General features: G+C 74.6%; 13 protein-coding genes. 10 read left to right on the top strand and 3 right to left on the bottom strand.

Annotated features, from left to right (window positions below; genetic code table 11):
- Positions 1 to 83: 83 nt before the first annotated feature.
- Positions 84 to 1,157, bottom strand: coding sequence for a hypothetical protein (locus tag Aiant_RS08400; RefSeq protein WP_189332578.1), 1,074 nt, complete (start codon positions 1,155 to 1,157; stop codon positions 84 to 86).
- Between the two features lie 227 nt (positions 1,158 to 1,384).
- On the opposite strand from Aiant_RS08400, the gene Aiant_RS08405 reads away from it, so the two are divergent.
- The 3 genes from Aiant_RS08405 to Aiant_RS08415 are packed head-to-tail and all read left to right on the top strand — an operon-like array spanning position 1,385 to position 4,916.
- On the top strand, positions 1,385 to 2,365 hold the full coding sequence (locus tag Aiant_RS08405; RefSeq protein ID WP_212847004.1) for a caspase family protein: 981 nt from the start codon (positions 1,385 to 1,387) through the stop codon (positions 2,363 to 2,365).
- Positions 2,341 to 3,306, top strand: coding sequence for a hypothetical protein (locus Aiant_RS08410; protein WP_212847005.1), 966 nt, complete (start codon positions 2,341 to 2,343; stop codon positions 3,304 to 3,306). Before Aiant_RS08405 ends, Aiant_RS08410 begins: the two co-directional genes overlap by 25 nt.
- Complete coding sequence (locus Aiant_RS08415; RefSeq protein ID WP_189332576.1) at positions 3,303 to 4,916, top strand: hypothetical protein; 1,614 nt, start codon at positions 3,303 to 3,305, stop codon at positions 4,914 to 4,916. Before Aiant_RS08410 ends, Aiant_RS08415 begins: the two co-directional genes overlap by 4 nt.
- Positions 4,917 to 4,922: 6 nt before the next feature.
- Here the strand turns inward: Aiant_RS08415 and Aiant_RS08420 are convergent, their stop codons facing one another.
- Both Aiant_RS08420 and Aiant_RS08425 read right to left on the bottom strand, forming a co-directional pair.
- Positions 4,923 to 6,995 (bottom strand): hypothetical protein, encoded by a 2,073-nt coding sequence (locus tag Aiant_RS08420; protein WP_212847006.1) that lies wholly within the window; start codon positions 6,993 to 6,995, stop codon positions 4,923 to 4,925.
- Between the two features lie 9 nt (positions 6,996 to 7,004).
- Positions 7,005 to 9,752, bottom strand: a complete 2,748-nt coding sequence (locus Aiant_RS08425; protein WP_189332575.1) for a CHAT domain-containing protein — start codon at positions 9,750 to 9,752, stop codon at positions 7,005 to 7,007.
- 124 nt (positions 9,753 to 9,876) lie between these two features.
- Here Aiant_RS08425 and Aiant_RS08430 point away from each other — a divergent pair, with 124 nt between their 5' ends.
- The 7 genes from Aiant_RS08430 (at position 9,877) to Aiant_RS08460 (ending at position 18,152) form a co-directional block, all read left to right on the top strand.
- Complete coding sequence (locus Aiant_RS08430) at positions 9,877 to 10,227, top strand: hypothetical protein (RefSeq protein ID WP_189332574.1); 351 nt, start codon at positions 9,877 to 9,879, stop codon at positions 10,225 to 10,227.
- Positions 10,228 to 10,300: 73 nt separating this feature from the next.
- Positions 10,301 to 11,680: a hypothetical protein gene (locus Aiant_RS08435; protein WP_189332573.1), complete on the top strand. Its 1,380-nt coding sequence runs from the start codon at positions 10,301 to 10,303 to the stop codon at positions 11,678 to 11,680.
- A 21-nt stretch (positions 11,681 to 11,701) separates the two neighbouring features.
- Positions 11,702 to 12,376 (top strand): vWA domain-containing protein, encoded by a 675-nt coding sequence (locus tag Aiant_RS08440; protein WP_189332572.1) that lies wholly within the window; start codon positions 11,702 to 11,704, stop codon positions 12,374 to 12,376.
- Between the two features lie 355 nt (positions 12,377 to 12,731).
- On the top strand, positions 12,732 to 13,871 hold the full coding sequence (locus Aiant_RS08445) for a protein phosphatase 2C domain-containing protein (protein WP_189332571.1): 1,140 nt from the start codon (positions 12,732 to 12,734) through the stop codon (positions 13,869 to 13,871).
- A complete protein-coding gene (locus Aiant_RS08450; RefSeq protein ID WP_189332570.1) occupies positions 13,861 to 15,243 on the top strand; it encodes a hypothetical protein in 1,383 nt (460 codons plus the stop codon). The genes Aiant_RS08445 and Aiant_RS08450 overlap by 11 nt, the downstream gene beginning before the upstream one ends.
- A 69-nt stretch (positions 15,244 to 15,312) precedes the next feature.
- The gene (locus tag Aiant_RS08455) at positions 15,313 to 16,119 is read left to right on the top strand and encodes an SAM-dependent methyltransferase (protein WP_189332569.1); all 807 of its coding nucleotides are present in this window, start codon (positions 15,313 to 15,315) and stop codon (positions 16,117 to 16,119) included.
- The gene (locus Aiant_RS08460; protein WP_189332568.1) at positions 16,116 to 18,152 is read left to right on the top strand and encodes a putative bifunctional diguanylate cyclase/phosphodiesterase; all 2,037 of its coding nucleotides are present in this window, start codon (positions 16,116 to 16,118) and stop codon (positions 18,150 to 18,152) included. Before Aiant_RS08455 ends, Aiant_RS08460 begins: the two co-directional genes overlap by 4 nt.
- Positions 18,153 to 18,172 lie beyond the last annotated feature (20 nt).

Below are 18,172 nucleotides of genomic sequence, written 5' to 3' on the forward strand. Positions count from 1 at the left end.
GTGAAGATTCTGCACCCGCCATGGCACCTCCCGGGGTCCGCCCATCTCTGACGGACGCGCCGCGCCGCGGGTGCCGCCCGGTGTCAGTCCGGGCCGGCGACGATGGTGAGGGCCGCGGCGACGATCCGGTCGCGGCGGGCCGGCTCGGTGAGGGCGCCGGTGATGCCGCCGACCGGATCGCAGGTGAGGTGGGGCGGCTGGTCCAGGGTGCTGGTCAGCATGCCGCCGAAAACCGTGCGGATCACCTCGACCACGGCGGGCTCGGCGGGTTCGCCGGTGGCCAGGCGGGCGCGCAGGGTGCGGACCGCCTCGGCCGCGAGGCGCTGCAACTCGGACTCGACCTGCTGATCCGGAGCGGACACCGGGAACGGCGCGACCGGCTCCCCCCAGGCGTCGACGCTCGCCACCGCGACCGGCGGCTGCTTGGCGCCCAGCGGACGTTCGACGAACGACTCGTACCAAGACGGGCGACGTCGCATCGCGGCCAGCACCCGGTCGACCTCGCGCGCCACGGTGCCCGGGTCGCTGGCCACCCAGTCACCGGTGTGCCGGGCCCGGTCCTGCGCCCACGACTCCAGCGGCCAGGTGCCCGTCCCGGCGGTGCCCCGGACGCCGACCCAGACCAGGATGTCGATCGCCAGGGCACACAGCCAGCGGTCCCCGCCCAGCTCGGCGGCGAGCCACCCGGGCAGCCGGGGCCGTTGCAGCGCGCCGCGTTCGCCGCGGCGGCGCCGGTGCGCGTTGACGGTCGCGGCGCCGACCCGGGCCGCCACCCACGCCTCCAGGCGCAGAATCGGCCGGTGGGCGTGGGTGAGCAGGTCGTCGACAACCGCCTCGACGTCGTCGTGGAACCGGTCCAGGCACCCGTCGGCGAGCCGCTCCACACCGGACGCGCAGGCCGGATGGCCGCGCCGCAACTCGACGCGGCGGGTCAGCCGGGTGAACACGATCGGCCACACCAGGTCGTAGGCGGCCCGGGTCAGAGCCGCCCGGCGGGGACTGCCCGGGGCCGCGGCCGCGGCGAGCAGACCGTCCGCGGCAAGATCGGACAGCATGCGTACGCCGGTCGCCGCGTCCCGTGGCCCGGCGGCCTTCGAGGCGTAGAGCGTGCCGCCCGGGGGTCGCGCCGGCCGGATTCGTACGCTCGTCTCGCCCACCTGAACTCCTTGTCGCCTGGCCTTCGCCGACTTGCAGCTTTGCCGGGCCGCCCGGCACTTCGCGAGAGCCCGGCCCGCGGGGTAACCCGGTTCAGGTACGCGTTCAGTACCAATAGCCCCACCCACGGCGATATCCGTCGACCCCGGGCGACCCTTCCGGTGGATACCGGCCCGTCCGGTCCGTCAGACACCGGTGTCGTGGTTGCCGACCGCCGGAGGGGACGCTCATGGGGGATCTGTACGCACTGCTGGTCGGCATCGACCGGTACCAGTCACCGGACATCCCGTCTCTGCACGGGTGCGCCAACGACGTCCGCGCCGCGGCCGCCCAGCTCACCGCCGACGCGGCGCCCGGGTGCCGGGTGCACACCCGGATGCTGCTCGACGGCGAGGCGACCCGGGCCGCGGTGGTCGCCGCGATCGGGGCCCATCTGGGCCGGGCGGGTGAGGCGGACACGGCGCTGTTCTGGTTCGCCGGGCACGGGTCGGCCGCGGCCGTACCGGCATGGGCATGGTTCCGGGAACCGACCGGCATGCTGCAAACCCTGGTCTGCGCGGACAGCCGGACGCCGGGCGTGCCGGACCTGTGGGACAAGGAGCTGTCGGTGCTGCTCGACGTGATCGCCGAACGGGCCGGTCACGTGGCCGTGGTGCTGGACAGCTGCCACGCCGACGGCGCCACCCGGGAACTCGCCGACCAGGAACCGGCGGCGCGCGCCCGGTCGGTGCCGCCGGCCCCGGAACGCGGCCTGGACTCGCTGGCCGAGGAGGTGCTGCGGCGGGCCGGGCGGCCGGCCCCGGAGCACGTGGCGCTGGCCGCCTGCCGGTCGGACGAGTCGGCGCAGGAACGCACGATCGGCGGCGTGGTGCACGGGGTGTTCAGCTGGGCGTTGCTGGACGCGGTGCGGCGGCTCGGCCCCGGTGCCACGTATCGGGAGTTGCTGGCGGCCACGCAGACCGCGGTGGAGTTCCGGTCCCGGCGGCAGGTGCCTCAGCTGCGGCCGGGTGCTTCGCCGCTCGCCGACCACGTGTTCCTGGACGGGACGGTGCGCCGGGTGGGAACCGGCATGCGGATGCGGTTCACCCGGGAGGGGTGGGTGATCGACGCGGGGATGGTGCACGGGCTGCCCGAGGACGGCGGGGTGCGGGTGGGGGTGCACGGGGCGGGCCGGAGCAGGAGGCGGTGGTCACCCGGGTGCGGGCGGTGACCAGCCTGGTCGAGCCCGGTGACGGGTGGACGCCGGGGGTGGGCGAGCAGTTTCCGGTGGTGGTGACCGAGGTGCCGCTGCCCCGGACGACGGTGGCTGTCGACGCGGCCGGGTTCGCAGGGCTTGCCGGGTCGCCGCATGTGCGGGTGGTTTCCGGTGACCTGACGGTGCCGGATCTGCGGGTCCGAGCCGGTCGGGCCGGGCGGGTCACGATCGTGGACCATCACGGCGGGGCGCTGGCCGAGGTGGGTGCGGACCGGGCGGTGGCGGCGATCGAGCACATCGCGCGGTGGCGGCTGCTGGCCCGGCTGGACAATCCGGCGCCGTCGTTGAGCGGGGCGGTGCGGATCGAGCTGATCAGGCCGGAGCCGGGGCAGGCGCTGGCGCCTCGGACCGGCGGGGAGTCGCTGGGCTCGGTCGACGGGGTGTACCGGCTGCCGTACCGGTGGTCGGGCACCGGCTGGCACCCGCCGGAGTTCCTCCTGCGGCTGCACAACACCAGCGATCGGAAGTTGTATTGCGTGCTGCTCGACCTGACACCGCGGTTCAAGGTGCACGCGCTGCTGTTCCCGGGGGACTTCATCGGGCCGGGCGAGCGCGGGGTGGCACTCGACGGGCAGCGGGTCCGCGCGTTCCTGCCGGACGGGGCGCCGGTCAAACCGGGTGTCCGGGTGCGGGACCGGTTGAAGCTGTTCGTGGCCGAGGAGCAGTTCAGCCAGCAGCCGTTCCTGATGCCGGAGCTGGGCGAACCGGTCGCGAGCCGCGGGGCCCTCGGGCGGCGGGGGCTGCTGGAGCGGCTGGGTGAGGCGGCGGTCCACCGGGATCTCGGGGCGGCCCGGGACGGCGGCGGGGCGTACGACTGGACCACGGCGACGGTGCCGCTGGAGATCTTCGTGCCGCGGCTCGGCGAGGGCGCGGCGCTCGGCGGGGATCCCTCGTGAGCGGCGAGGACTGGCGGGAGCGGTTGCAGAGCGCGGCGGCGGAGCGGATGACCGGCTTTCAGCACCGCGACGTCGCCGCGCAGGAGAGTTCGGCGCGAACCCTGGACGAACTGCGGCGGCGCGAGCTGCCGGACGACGTGCTGGTGCTGGTTATGCAGGAGCGGTTGCGCACCGAGGTCGGCCTGATCGAAAGCGGACGGACAGGCGTCGGCGCGGGGCCGGCGCCGATCCGGGCCCTGATCGCCGACGGGCTCCGGGTGCTGGATCGCGCCGAGGACCCGGAGCAGCGGGCGGTGCTGGCCGGACTGCTCGCCTGCGCGGAGGTGATGGCCGTCAAGGCGGACTTGGGCCCGTTCGACGGCGAGCGGGTGCGCGCCTTGCTGCCGCTGGCCGAGAGCGCCCGCGACGGCGGCCCGGACTGGGCGGAGTCGTTGGCGCAGGTGCGCACGCTGCTGCGCCAGTACGACGCCCTCACCGCCCGGAGCGGCACGCCGCCCCCGCCGGCACCGGCGCCGTCCGGCGCAGCCGCCGGTGACCTGCTGATCGGGGTGATGGCGAAGCTGCGGGACGGCGATCTGGCCGGGGCCCGGGCATTGGCCGGTGAGGTCGAGGGCCTGGTGGACGGCAGCGAGGCGGAACCGTATCTGCGAACCGTGAGGGGCGTGCTCAGCTCACTGGCCGGCCACGGGGAGATGCCCGGAATCCCGGATATCGGCGCCGGCGCGGCGGGCGGTGGGCAGATGGACGTCATGCAGGTCGCGGGGGCCATGACCGTGGCGGCGGCCTCCGCGGTGCAGGCCGGGCAGAAAGGTGACCTGGCGGGCGTGCGGTCCGCGCGGGATGCCCTGGAGCTGCTGGTGGACCGGGTCGCCGAGGGATACGGGCCGCTGCGGGCCCGGATTGCCGCGCTGGCCGCGAACGTGGACGCGGCGCTGGCCCGCGGCCTGATCGGGGACCTGGAGGCGGCGGCGCACGCGGTGCGGCTGCACGAGCGGGCGATGCGACTGAACGGCGGTCCGCGAACCGTGGAGGGCACGGATCTGAGGATCGCCCTCGGCGAGATGCTGCGCCTGAGCGGCACCGCGGACCTGGCCCGGGTACGCCGCCTGGGCCTGGACGCCCTGCGCCACCCGGCCACCGGAGCGGTCGTCGAGGAGCAGGCCGAGTGGGTGGCGCAGGTGATCGGCTGGTGTGCCGCCGACCTGGGAAGCGACCCCGGGGCCGCGGAGGATCTGGTGGTGGCGCTGGACGCGGCGCGGAACCGGGAGCTGGGACGGACGGCCGCGCCGGTCGGGCTGGGCGCGGTGCGGGCGGCGCTGGGTGAGGTGGACGCGGACGTGCTGGTGCAGGTGCTGCCGGGGCGGGCCGTGGTCATCACGGTGGACGGGTCGGTCGAGGTGGTGACGTCGCCGCTGCTCGGGGCCCGGATCGAGGATTTGCGGGACTGGGCTGGGCAGGCGGTGCTGGAGGAACTGCTCGGGCGGTGCGCCGGGGTTCCCGGGCGGGTGGTGGTGGTGCCGTTCGGCGCACTGGGGACGGTGCGGTGGGACGAGAGTCTCCCGGTACGGGTCGCACGGTCCGCCGGCCTGCTGACCGAAATCGGACGCTGATCCGCGTCAGATGCCTCGCGCCAGGAGGGCGTCGGCGTGGTCGCGCAGGCTCCGGTCGGCGGGGCGGATCGGCAGGCCGGGGATGTCGGGGCGGGCGGGGTCACGCATCCATTCGCGGGTCCGGTGCACGGCGACAGGCGGGGACTGGCGCTGCCTCAGCAGGTGATGGTGCAGGACGAAGAGGGCGGGGGCGGTTGCCTCCGGCGGGACCGGGCGGTGCCAGCCGATGACGCTGGTCAGGCCGGCGGCCAGAAGCGCGTCGGCGCGATCCGGGAAGTCGGTGCCGGTGGGGCGGCTGAGGATCGCCAGGCCGTGCCGTTCCTCCGGGGTGCTGGACTCGTCCAGGTAGGAGACGAGACGGTCGGCTGCGGCGGGGTGGCGGTAGAAGGCTTCGTAGAGCGCGGACGAGGCACCACTCGGATCGCTGAGGAAGACCGGCATGCGTTCGGCCGGGCGGGGTCGCTGGGCCAGGTCGATCAGGGTTGCGACCGTGGGGACGTAGGAGACGACTCCGTCACAGCCGGGCAACGGGCGGGGACCGAGGGCGATGACCCGGTCCGCGGTGGTGGCGCCCACCAGGGTGAAACCGCCGGGCCGGGGAATGGCGAGGGCCTGCGCCCCGGCCTGGCGGACCGCTTCCAGGGCGGGGGCGAGCCGCTCCTCCAGGCCGGTCCGCACGGCACCGGCCGGGAACTGCCGGTCGAGCAGGTCGGCCAGGGTGCAGGTCACGGAGAACAGGTCGGCGGGTTCGGTCAGGAGCAGATCGGCGGCGTCGAGCAGATGCCGGCCGGCCATCCGCGGGTCGTCGTCCCACTCCCCCGCGTCGCTGCCGCTGAGTCTGCTGCGCTGATATCTGGCAAAAGCCGCGAGCACGTGGTCACCGGCCCGGGCGCCGCCCTGGTGCAGGACCGCCGTGGTGATCCCGGCGAGGTCGTCGACCACGTCGGCCGGAAGCGGCGCCGCACCGGGCAGCAGCCGGGTGGCGACCGCGGTCCACAGTCCGGCGCCGCGAACCAGCCGTTCCCGGGCCGACCGACGCAGCGCGTCCACCGCGTCGGCGCTCACCCGCTGCCGAGGCACGACCGGAGCGGCCGGAGCGGGAGCGGGAGCGGGAGCGGCCGGAGCGGCCGGGGCCGGAGCGGCCGGGGCCGGAGCGGCCGGAGCGGGAGCGGGAGCGGCCGGGGCCGGAGCGGCCGGAGCGGCCGGGGCCGGAGCGGCCGGGGCCGGAGCGGCCGGGGCCGGAGCGGCCGGGGCCGGAGCGGCCGGGGCGGGAGCGGCCGGGGCAGGAGCGGGCGTGGCGGGAGCGGGCGTGGCGGTGACCACGGCGACCGGGTAATCCAGGGCGTCGCCCCGGATCATCGCTTCGGCGTCGAGGAAGGACGGCATCGGCACCCTCATCCCGGCGGCCGGCTGCTGGGTCTCCTGCAAGCGCCGCAACGCCCCGATCATCGCCCCGAAGTCGAAACCCGGTGCTCCCCCACCCAACCCACCGATCAGGTCCCGCATCGCCTCCGCCGCCGACCGGGACGTCCGCGCCATCCGCCCGATCTCCGCATCGGCCGGATGGCGCGCGATCAGCGGCTCGAACAGCCCGATGGCCCGGTCCAGATCACCGGTCCCGGCGAGCGACGCGCCGGTCCGGACGGCCGTGAGCAGCAGATTGCTGTCCCGCAGCGACCCCGTTGCCCGGCTCATCAACAGCAGCCCGAGAAACAGCTGGCATCCGTCGTCGACCGGCCCCCGCACCGCCGGCCCGTCCAGCGCCTCCTCGAGGATCTCGACGGCCCGCTCCCGATCGGCGTCCGGCCCGCCGTACGCCAGCACCCGACCCGCCAGCATGCTCCCGAGGATCGCCGCTAGCCGAGCCCGGTGGACATCCTCCGGATCGCTCCAGGAGCGTGCCTCGGTGAGCGCCTCGATGGCCGCGTCCACGTCGGGCTTCGCCCCCGTGGTGCCGATGCCGGTCTCCCAGGCCCGGGCGGCGAGCAACTGGCCGAGTTCGGCGAGCGGGCGGTACCGGGCCGGGCCGGTGCGCCGGGACAGCTCGGTACGCAGGGCGGTGATGCGGTCGTCGTACATGGTCGGCTCCTACTGTCCCCAGTGGGTGAAGCCGGCCCAGGCGACCAGGTCGGCCGGGTCGGCACGGTCGAGCTGCGCGCGGAGCGGCCCGGGCAGCAGATCCCGGTCCCGGTCCGGGTCGAGCATCCAGAGCTGGGCCTCGCGCAGCGCCTGCCACGGCGGCATCCCCCGGACCACCAGGTGGTGGTGGAAGACGACCATCAGCAGCGCGGTCGCCCCGTCCGGGATGGCCCACTGGGTGGAGAGCACCGAGCGCGCCCCGGCCGCCAGGAACGTGGTGCCCAGGCTGTACGCCTCGTCGTACCCGTGGACCGACCGCCCGGTGTGGCAGGCCGCGAGCACCACCAGCCCGAGGTCCCGGCCGCCGGCCAGGTCCCGCGCGGTCAGCCGGTCGCCGCCGGCCAGCAGCAGATACGCCTCCCCGGCGGCGGTGTCGACCACCCCGTGGCAGGCCAGGTGCAGCAGATCACCGGACCAGGTCCCACCGCCGCCGAGCCAGGCACGCACCTCGGCGGCGGTACCCGCCCCGGACGGGCTGACCTTCCCGCTGGGCAGCCGGCCGACGTAGCGGGCCCCGCCGTAGAACGTGCGCTGCACCGCGAACGCCTCGACCCGGGCGGCGGGCAGGTCCCGGGCCGCGCCGCCGGTGTCCGGGTCGCCGACGACCAGGCCAAGCGGGCTGACCGGCACCGGTGCCAGGGCGGCCGAGTGGCAGAGCATCCGCGCCGAGGCGGCCTGCGAGACGGCGATCCGCTGCACGGCGTACCGGCCGTCGCCGCCGCGGGCCGCGTGCCACGGGATCCGGGCCAGTTCGCCCATCGGCACCAGGACGACCCGCGGCACCCGGCCCGGGACCGGCTGGGTGACCTGGGGCAGGGCGCGTTCGATCAGCGGGCCGATCGCCGCACGCCAGGCCCAGTCGCACATCCGGTCGACGGCGCCGGCCAGGTCGTCGCCGCCGGGCGCCGCGGCCGGTCCGAGGTCGCGGGCCAGGCTGCGCAGGTAGCGTTCCACGTCGACCTCGGCGTCGACCCGCAGGAACGGCAGGATCAGGTACGCCGGCGGCCCGCTCACCGGCGCGAGCACCGCGAACCCGGGCTGCACCCCGTCGGCCGGCACCAGGTAGACGAGCGCGTCGGCGTCCAGCCGGGCCAGCGCGGCCTGGATCTCGTCGAGCGACGGCGGGTCGAGCAGCGCGGTGTCCCCGCTCTCGGCCAGCGCCGACCACACCTCGGCCCGCAGCGCAGCCGGCACGCTCCCCGGATCACCACCGGCCCGCGAAGCCCGCGCCGCGGCGGGCCCGCTCCCCGGATCACCACCGGCCCGCGAAGCCCGCACCGCGGCGGGCCCGCTCCCCGAATCACCCGGATCGCCACCGGCCTGGGCCGCCCGCCAGCGCCGCGCCAGCCCGGTGTGCCCGGCCCGGTCCAGCCGCTCCGCCACCCCCGCCGTCTCGGTGGCCGCGTACAGCGCCAGCCCCCGCCCCGAGTCCAGCGCCCGCAGCACCCCCGCCGGATCGTCGTCGCCGAGGAACTGCCGCGCCACGTCGACCGCGTCCCGGGCCGCGTCCCGCACCGCCGACCGGGTCGCCGCCGGGCTGGACTGGATCAACGCCCGCCACGCGTGCCGGCGCAGCCCGTCGAGCGACGCCCGCCCGGCGTCGGTGCTGCCGGGCAGCCGCCGCCGGGCCACCGACAGCATCTCGTTGATCGTCGCCCACAGCGGGTGCCGCGGCCCACCGGCCAGCGTCCGCGCCTCCTCCAGCGCCTCGGCCGCGGCCCGCAGGTCGGCGATCCCGCCGCCCAGCTCGCTCCGGCGGAACAGGCCCGAGGCGAGCAGTCCGAGCTGACCGACCCGCTGCGGATTGCCGGCCGGAAGCACCCGCAGCGCCTGGCGGATCCGGTCGATCCCGGCGTCCGCCCGGTCCCGGTCGCTGTCCGCGGCGAACTCGGCGAGCCCCGCGCCGCCGAGCAGCAGCGCCCGGTCGTGGTCGCTCAGACCGGGCTGGGCGGCCAGGTCGCCGAGCGCGGCGACCTGCTCCGGGTCGAGCGGGGTGTGCGGGTCGTCGAGCAGCCGGGCGAACGGTTCCGCGGCCCGCATCAGGTCGTCCAGGCCGGATCGCATCGGATGCCCGGCGGGCAGCCGATCGAAGACCTTTCCCAGTTCACGGTACGCGGCAGCCGGATTCTCCCCCCGCTCGTTGGCGGTCCACGCGCGATACGCGGCGTCGAGCAGATCGACGTGGGCGGCCGCCCCGGGAAGCCCCGCGGCCCGCTCCCGCATCGCGGCCATCTCCTCGTCGACGCGCAGCAGCGGCGCCTCGTCCCCGTCGGCCCGGGCCTGCTCCCGCAGCACCGCCATCCGGGCCAGCCCGACCAGCGTGCGGGCCGCCGGGTCGTCCGGGAACGTGGCCAGCTCGGCGAGCGCGGCACGCGGGTCGGCCAGCCTCGACTCGGCGATCGCCAGCAGCATCGACGCGGCCCGGGCGGCACATCGCCGCCGGGGCCACCCCGGGTCGGCCGGCGGATCGGCGTCGGCGAGCGTCAGCAGCGCGTCGACCTGCTGGATCCGGCGGACGTCGGAACCGTCGGCGGTGTCCCGCAACAGTCTGCCGATCAGGGCGGCGGCCAGCGGTCCGCGTACCGGAAATCCGGCCGGCATCCGCAACAGGTCCGCGACCGCCGCGTCGAGATCTCCCTCGCCGCGTGCGGCGCGGCCGATGGCCGCGCACCGCACGCCGATCCCCGCCTCGGTCATCCCGCCACCTCCAGGTCGTCTCACCACCGGAATCTGACGGACCGTTTTCGTACGCCCGGAGCCGCGCCGTCCTGTCCGTCAGATGAGGACGCGAAGAAGACGTACGAGAGGAAGCGCGCCGGCGATGGACCAGGAAGTGATGTTCGTCAGCATGGTTTGCAGCTCGCAGCGCCTGCCCACGGTCCTGCGGTTCCGCTGGGACGGGAGCATGTTCCTGGCGGTGGGAGCGTCCAAGCAGCGACCGGGAAGTGTCATCCCACCGGGTGACGGCGGCCCGGTGCACGGCGGGTTCGGCACCACCCCGGACTACCCGGGCTGTCCCTACTGCGGTGCCGACGGGTTCGTGCACTGCGGCCGGTGCAAGGAGCTCAGCTGTTATGACGACAGCTGGGAGATCTTCACCTGTCCGCGGTGCGGCAACTCCGGCCGGATCACCGGGACCATCGACTCCGTCTCCGGCCTGGGTACCGCATGAGCGAGCTTGCGAGCGAATCGGTCAGCTCAGTCATCAGCTCATGCCGACGCCGGAGCGAAGCGGAGGTGGCGGCATGAGCCCGGCACAGACGACCCGCAGGGTGCGCGGGGCGCACGGCGACTACACGGTGGTCGGCGAGGCGATCAACGCGGGCGGGGTGGGCAGCATCTTCCGCACCACCGATCCGAAGTGGGTGTACAAGGAGTACCACTCGCCGGAGAAGGCGCCGCCCGCGGAGCACCTGCAACGGCTGGTGGAGATCGGCCGGGACGTACTGATCCGGCAGGGGCAGGAGATCGGGTCGCGGCCCGAGTCGTCGATCAACTGGCCGGTGGACATCGTCCGCGGGTCCGGTGGCCGGATCGTCGGCTGTGTCCTGCCGGCCATCCCGGACCGCTACTTCCACCCGACGCTGAACTGCGTGAACACCATCGAGTTCCTGGTCATGCGCCGGTCCAAGCCGCCGGCCGCGACGTACCGGATGGTGGTGCTGCTGCGGATGGCCGAGATCCTCGCCTTCGTGCACAGCAAGCGGCTGGTGCACGGTGACGTGAACGCCAAGAACGTGGCCTGGACGCTGCGGCCGGAGCCCGCCGCGTACCTGATCGACTGTGACGGCATGGTGCCGCAGGACCCGCCGCCGGTCAGCGGGGTGCAGGCGAACTACTGGACCGATCCGCGCGTGGTGGACCGGGTGGTGCCCGCCCAGGACCACTACAGCGACTGGTACTGCCTGGCGCTCGCGTTCTACCGCGGGCTGCTGCTGCCGGCCGGCGGGAACCTGCCGAAGGTCAACGGCAAGTGGGCGCCGCCCGGTCAGATCCCGGCCGACCTCGATCCGCGGATCGCCGCGCTGCTGCGGCGCGGGCTGACCGACCCGCTGGACCCGAGCCGGCGGCCGGAGCCGGCCGAGTGGGTGTCGACGCTGATGGCGGTGTACATCGTCGACGGCAGGTACGACGACGCGGCGCTCGCGAAGCTGGACCCGGTCACGTTCACGCCGCTGCCGCCGACCCCGCCACCGCCGGCCCCGGGTCCGCCGGCCGCTCCGCCGCCGGGGATGCCACCGGGGATGCGGCCGCCGCCACCGGCTCCGCCGCGGATGCCGCCGGCTCAGCCGGTGCCGCCCCGGTTCCCGCCGCCCCGGTTCCCACCGCAACCCACGCCGCCGCGGTTCCCGCCGCAACCCACGCCGCCCCGGTTCCCGCCGCACCCCTCGGGGAAGCCGGCCGGGACGCTCGCGACCTGGGCGATGGACGGCGGGATCCGCTGGTACCTGCCGATCGGCCTGATGACCCTCTGCCTCTTCCCGGTCGCCGGGATCCTCGCCCTGATCGTCCTGCTCCAGACCCTCAAGGTCGACCACGACCGGCCCGGCCGCACCCCGGCCGTGGTCAGCAGCAGCGTGGTCCTGGCGATCTGCACCGCCGAACTTCTCAGCGCCTTCAGCTGACCGTCCTTCCAGGAGAATCCGATGACCCAGTCCGAACTCTTCACCGTCTTCCCCGTCTTCCTGCTGGTCGACGTCAGCGCGTCGATGGCCGGCGGCTCGATCGAGGCGGTCAACAAGGCACTGCCCGACATCCAGAACGAGATGCGGGTCAACCCGATGGTCGGCGAGATCGCCCGGATCGGGCTGACCACGTTCTCCGACGAGGCACGGGTCGTCATCCCGATGTGCGACCTGGCCGAAGCGCATCTGCCGGAGCTGATGGTGGAGGGCGGGACCAACTTCGCGGCCGCGTTCCGGGGCGTCAAGCAGGCGATCGAATCCGGACTCACCTCGCTGCCCAAGGGCACCCCGGTCTATCGGCCGGTGGTCTTCTTCATGAGCGACGGCGCCCACCAGTCGCACGAGGACTGGGTGGGACCGCTGCGCGATCTGCGGGACGGGTGGAAGTTCGCGCCGGAGGTGGTGACCTTCGGGTTCGGCGCGTCGCAGCGGGAGTCGTTGCAGAAGATCGCCACCCGGTTCGCGTTCCAGGCCAAGGGCGACGACACGGTCAATCAGGTGCGGGAGATCATGAGCGCGATCGTGCGCAGCATCCGGACCACGTCGACCAGCCTGGCCGATCCGTCCAAGGCGCAGGGGTTGTACCTGGACACCCCGACCGAGACGTTCACCCAGCTGCCGACGCTGACGATCTGATCGGGTGGTCATGCGCACATCTGATCGTCGCCGCTTCCCCGACCTGTCCCGCCTGCGGAAACCGGTCCCGGAGCCGCCCGCGCCGCCGGACGAGAACGCCGAGGCTTCCGGGTCGCCCGGCCCTCCCCTGGTTCCCGCGGCTTCCACAGATCCCGGGTATCCCGCGGCCTCCACGGCTCCCGGGTATCCCGCGGCCTCCACGGCTCCCGGGCATCCCGCGGCCTCCACGGCTCCCGGGCATCCCGCGGCCTCCACGGCTCCCGGGCATCCCGCGGCCTCCACGGCTCCCGGCGCCCCCGCGGCTTCCACGCCACCCGCGGCTCGCACAGACGAGGAGCCGACGCCGGCCGGGCCGGTGGACCTGGCCTCCGAGGCGCCCACCATCGGGCGGGCGACGGCGCCGCACCTGGGCCGCCTCAACGCGGACACGCCGCTGCGGCCACCGGCGATCGCCCTCGACGGCACCACCGCCGGTACCTTCCGGGTGGCCGCCGCTTCGATGATCGGAACCGGCCACCTGGCGTCCGGGCATCCGCGGCAGGACGCCTACAACTTCATGGTCGGCGACTCCGGGCGCCTGTACATCGCGGTCGCCGACGGCCTCGGCTCCCGGCCGGTCTCCCAGCTCGGCTCGCACCTGTTCGCCGAGTCGGTGCTGCTCGCCGCCGCGGAGGCGGAGGACGCGGGTACCGGTGAGCCGGACCCGGCGGCGCTGCTGCGCCAGGCCAGCCGGCGCACCGCCGAGCTGGTGGAAGGAGTCTACGGGCAGGATCCGCGCGCGGCCGGGTTCGTCGGAGCGGTGGCGGTGATCACCGAGGCGGGCGGCCGGTTGGCCCGGATCGGGGACGTCTCCGCGTTCAGCCTGGTCGACGGGGAGTTCGCCGAGCTGTTCGCGGCCGACGAGGGCCTGGTCAACATCGTGACCGCGTCGATGCCCGGCGAACGGGAGGAGGAGATCGAGCTGGTCGACGTGCCGCCCGCTCCGGTGCTGGTCCTCGGCACCGACGGGCTCGCGAACGACCTGCGCAACTCCGGAAACCTGCGGGCGTGGCTGGGCGAACGCTGGCGGGTGCCGCACCTGCCGTTCGGGGTCGGCGACGCGCTGCGGTATCGGCGGCAGGGCTCCCACGACGACCGCACCGCCGTGGTCGTGTGGCGCGGCACGCCACCGACGGCGCCATCCGCCACACCGGTCACCGCGTCGCCAGCCGCCTCCCTCACCGCCTCAGCCACCGCCTCGCCCACCTCCTCGTTAACCGCCTCGCCCACCGCCTCGTTCACTGATGAGCGCGGCGCCTCGTTCGCCGCCTCGCCCACCGCCTCGTTCACTGATGAGCGCGGCGCCTCGTTCACTGATGAGCGCGGCGCCTCGTTCACTGATGAGCGCGGCGCCTCGTTCACCGAAGAGCGCGCCGCGTTCACCCAGGAACACGGCGGGGCGGCCGGCGTCGGGAACGCCGACGAGTCCGGTGCGGAGCAGGCCGATGAGACGTGAGCTGAACGCCGGCGGGTTGCTCTCGCCGCTCCACTTCCCGCTGCTGTTCCTGCTGCTCTGGGGCGTGCTCAGCCTGCCCTACGGCCCGGTGCTGGCGCTGCCCGGCGCGGCGCTGCTGACCACGCTGCTCGCGGTCGGGGTCAGCCGGATGGCCGGCAGCGCCTGGTTCCGCGCGCTGGACCGCCGGGCCGCGCGGCGGACCCTGGCGCTGTGCCTGACCGTGCTCCCGGCCACGGTCACCACGATGCTGCTGGCCCTGCTCGGGCTGAGCCTGATCTGGGCGATCCCGGCCGGGCTGGTGCTGCTGACCGGCGCCACCGCGATCCACCTGACCACCCCACGCCCCCGGCACCCGCGAACCTGGCCGACGCCACCGCCGCCGACAGCTCTGACGCCGCCACCGTTCATCCCGGCTCCCGCGAACCCAGCGCGGACCGCGCCTCCCCCGCCGCCGCCCGCGAACCCGGCACGGACCGCGCCACCCCCGCCGCCGCCCGCGAACCCGGCACGGACCGCGCCCCCACCGCCGCCCACAAGCCCCGCATGGACAGGGCCACCCCCGCCGGCCACAAAACCCGCGCCGACCGGGCCGGCCCCGGCCCTGTCCCCGAGCCCGGCACGAACCGGGCCTCCCCGGCCGCCGGCCGCACCGGCAACCAGCGGGCCCGCCCCGGCGCCGCCGGATCAGCTCGCCCAGGCGCGGGCGTTGCTGGACGGGACCGGGCCGGGCGCCGCTCTACCCGTACTCAAAATGGCGATCAGCGACCCGGAGATCGATCCGGCGGCGGCGCTAGGGGTTGCGGACGACCTCGTCGAGGCGGAGAGCCGGCGGGCCGAGCAGACGCGGGACGAGCGTCCCTACGCCGCCGCCCTGGCCGTGCTCACCGACCTGGTGCAGCGCCACCCGGACGTCCCCGGCGGCCGCACCCAGCTGCACAGTCACCGTGCGCAGTTCCTGATGTTCCAGGCGGGCCGGCTGGCCGACGCCCTGCCCGAGGACGATCCGGCCCTGCCCGGCCGGCTCGACGAGCTGTTCCGGCGCACCGAGACGGAGCTGCGGGCCGCGATCGACGCCGCGCCGCCGGGCGGGGCGGACTGGGCCCGGGAGAGCGCCGCGCTCGGTCTGCTCTGCTGCAACACGCCGGGCCGGATCGACGAGGGCATCGCGCTGATCCGGCGCGGCCTCGGCGAACGGCTGCCCGCCGGGCAGCGCGCACAGGCCCGGCTGGACCTGGCCGAGGCGCTGAGCATCCGGCTGCGGCACGGTGAACGCCCTGGTGACCGGGCGGAGATCGAGCATCTGCTGCGGCAGGTCGATCGGGCCGGCCCGCCCTACGACGAACGGGCCGCGGTGCTGCGCGCCGGGCTCTGACGGTTGCCTTTCCGGACCGCGAACGATAGACAGTGATGTCTGTCCGATAGGGATCGTGAAGGGGTGGCCGTGACGGAGCCGAACGACTGGGTGCCGGCCGGGATCGACGTCAACCAGCCGAGCGCCGCCCGGGTCTACGACTACTTCCTGGGCGGGGCGCACAACTTCGCGGTGGACCGGGCACTCGCCGAGCAGATCGCCGCCATGACGCCGAACATCGGCGAGACGATGCGGTCCAACCGGGTCTTCCTGCGCCGGGCGGTGCGGTTCCTGGCCGAGCAGGGGGTGCGGCAGTTCCTCGACATCGGCTCCGGCATCCCGACCGCGGGCAACGTGCACGAGATCGCGCTGGCCGCCGCCCCGGACGCGCGGGTGGTCTACGTCGACATCGACCCGGTGGCGGTCGAGCACAGCCGGGCGATCCTGGCCGGCATCGAGGGCACCGGGGTGATCCTCGCCGACGTGCGCGAGGTGGACCGGGTGCTGGCCGAGGCGGAGAAGGCCGGGCTGGACTTCACCCAGCCGGTGGCGGTGCTGCTGGCCGGGGTGCTGCACTTCGTGCCGGACGGCGACGACCCGGGAGCGCTCGTGGCGGCGCTCGGCGCGGCCGTGGTGCCGGGTAGCTACCTGCTGATCTCGCACGCCACGGCGGACGGGCAGCCGCCCGAGGTGATCGAGGCGCAACGGCTGTCCGGGCGTACCGGGACGGAGATCGTGCTGCGGCCGGCGAGCGTGCTCAAGGCGTACTTCAAGGGCTTCGATCTGGTCGAACCTGGCCTGGTCTTCATCCCGCAGTGGCGGCCGGATCCGAGCGATCCGGTCGACGAGCACCCTGAGCGGGTGGGCGCCTACGCCGGAGTCGGCCGCAAGGGATGACCGACTTCGCCCAGCTCTGGCGGGAGCGGGTGGCGCCCGAGGGTTTCGTGCCGCTGGACGGTGCCGCCCTGGAAGCCCTGCTGGACCGGCTGACCCGCCGGCTTCTCGAGGACGATCCGGCGGCGGCCCGCGAGGTCGGCGCCGAACTGGTCCACGCCCACCTGACCGATCCTGCCGTGCTCGCCGCCACCATCGTGACGATCGGCGCGGCCCTGCCCAGCGCGCGGCTCGCGGAGATCCAGGCCGCGGTCGCCGAGGGGTACGCGCACGCCCTGCGCGAGGCCACCATGGCCGAGCAGGAGCGACTCGGCCGTGCGGTGCTGGACGCGCACGCCACCGCCGAACGCGCGCTGCGGGCCAGCGAGTCCCGGCTGCGCGCGATCTTCCACAGCGCCGCGGTGGGGATCGGCGTGTGCACCATGGACGGGCGGATCGTGCGGGTCAACCAGGCGTTCGCCGACCTGCTCGGGTACACGCCGGACGAGCTGTGCACGATGGTGGTCCCGCAGCTCGCCCACCCCAGCGACCCGCCCGGCATGTGGCGGCTCTACGACGAGATGATCCGGGGCGACCGGGACCACGTGCGGCTGGAGAAGGCGTATTACCGCCAGGACGGCACCGTGGTGTGGACCGACCTGACGTCCTCGCTGATCCGTGACGAGGACGGCAAACCCGAGCTGATCATGGCGATGGTGCACGACATCACCGACCGGCGCCTGCTCAAGGAGAGCCTGGAGCACCAGGCCAGCCACGACCCGCTGACCGGCCTGCCGAACCGGGTGATGATCGCCGCCCACCTGGAGCGGGTCTTCGCGACCGCCGGGCGGGTCGGCCTGTGCTACCTGGACCTGGACGGATTCAAGCGGATCAACGACACGCTCGGCCACCAGGTCGGCGACGAGCTGCTGGTCACCGTCGCCGAGCGGATCGCGGCGTGCGCCGACGAGCCGTGCCGGATCGCCGGGCGGATGAGCGGCGACGAGTTCGTCCTCGCGGTCCGCGACCCGTCCGGGCCGGCCGAGATGCGGGAGCTGGCCGAACGGCTGCTGGCCGAGCTGACCAGGCCCTACGAGATCGGGCGGCACCGGCTGCGGGTGTCCGCGAGCATCGGGGTGGTCGACAGCGACGTGTCCGGCACGTCACCGGCCGAGCTGATGAAGGCCGCCGACCTGACCCTGTACGTCGCGAAGTCGGAGGGCAAGGCCCGCTTCGTGATGTACGACGCGGACCGCAACGCGCGGCAGGCCGCCCGGTACACACTGGCCGCGGCCATCCCGGACGCCCTCGAACGCGGCGAGTTCACCGTCGTCTACCAGCCGCTGGTGGCGTTCGCCGACGAGCGGCTGTGCGGGGTCGAGGCCCTGGTCCGGTGGCAGCATCCGCTGCTCGGGCTGCTCTCGCCGGACACGTTCATCCCGCTCGCCGAGGAGACCGGGGTGATCGTGGCGCTGGGGCGGCACGTGCTGCGGGAGGCGTGTGCGCAGGCGGCCTCGTGGACCGATGTGTTCGTCGCGGTGAACGTGACGGTGGCGCAGGTGCGGGAGCCGAGTTTCCCCGCCGAGGTGGCGGCGATCCTGGCGGAGACCGGGCTGGATCCCCGGCGGCTCGTCCTGGAGCTGACCGAGAGCGCGATCATGGACACGGATGGGGCGCCGCTGGCGGCGCTCGACGGGCTGGCGGCTCGGGGGATCCGGATCGCGATCGACGATTTCGGGACCGGGTATTCGAATCTCGCCTATCTGCGGCGACTGCCGGTGCACATCCTGAAATTGGCCGGGCCGTTCGTGGACGGGCTGCGCCACTCGTCGTCGGTGGACGAGCAGATCGTGCGGACGATCGTGACCATGGCGCATGCCCTGAAGTGCAGTGTGACCGCCGAGGCGGTCGAGACCAGGGACCAGGCGGACCGGTTGCGGCAGCTGGGATGCGACACCGCACAGGGCTACCTGTTCTCCCGGCCCCTCCCGCCGGAGTCCCTGCTCCCCCTCCTTCACGGTCCCGCCTGCGCATCCCTGCATTCCGGTACGCCGTGAGCCTCGCGCCACCCGCCCCC

The sequence above is a fragment of the Actinoplanes ianthinogenes genome, assembly GCF_018324205.1.
Classification (GTDB): domain Bacteria; phylum Actinomycetota; class Actinomycetes; order Mycobacteriales; family Micromonosporaceae; genus Actinoplanes; species Actinoplanes ianthinogenes.

Coding starts and splice junctions, on each gene's coding strand:
- Aiant_RS08405 (WP_212847004.1), top strand. CDS start 1,385: ATGGGGGATCTGTACGCACTGCTGGTCGGCATCGACCGGTACCAGTCA.
- Aiant_RS08425 (WP_189332575.1), bottom strand. CDS start 9,752: ATGACCGAGGCGGGGATCGGCGTGCGGTGCGCGGCCATCGGCCGCGCC.
- Aiant_RS08440 (WP_189332572.1), top strand. CDS start 11,702: ATGACCCAGTCCGAACTCTTCACCGTCTTCCCCGTCTTCCTGCTGGTC.
- Aiant_RS08420 (WP_212847006.1), bottom strand. CDS start 6,995: ATGTACGACGACCGCATCACCGCCCTGCGTACCGAGCTGTCCCGGCGC.
- Aiant_RS08435 (WP_189332573.1), top strand. CDS start 10,301: ATGAGCCCGGCACAGACGACCCGCAGGGTGCGCGGGGCGCACGGCGAC.
- Aiant_RS08450 (WP_189332570.1), top strand. CDS start 13,861: ATGAGACGTGAGCTGAACGCCGGCGGGTTGCTCTCGCCGCTCCACTTC.
- Aiant_RS08430 (WP_189332574.1), top strand. CDS start 9,877: ATGGACCAGGAAGTGATGTTCGTCAGCATGGTTTGCAGCTCGCAGCGC.
- Aiant_RS08460 (WP_189332568.1), top strand. CDS start 16,116: ATGACCGACTTCGCCCAGCTCTGGCGGGAGCGGGTGGCGCCCGAGGGT.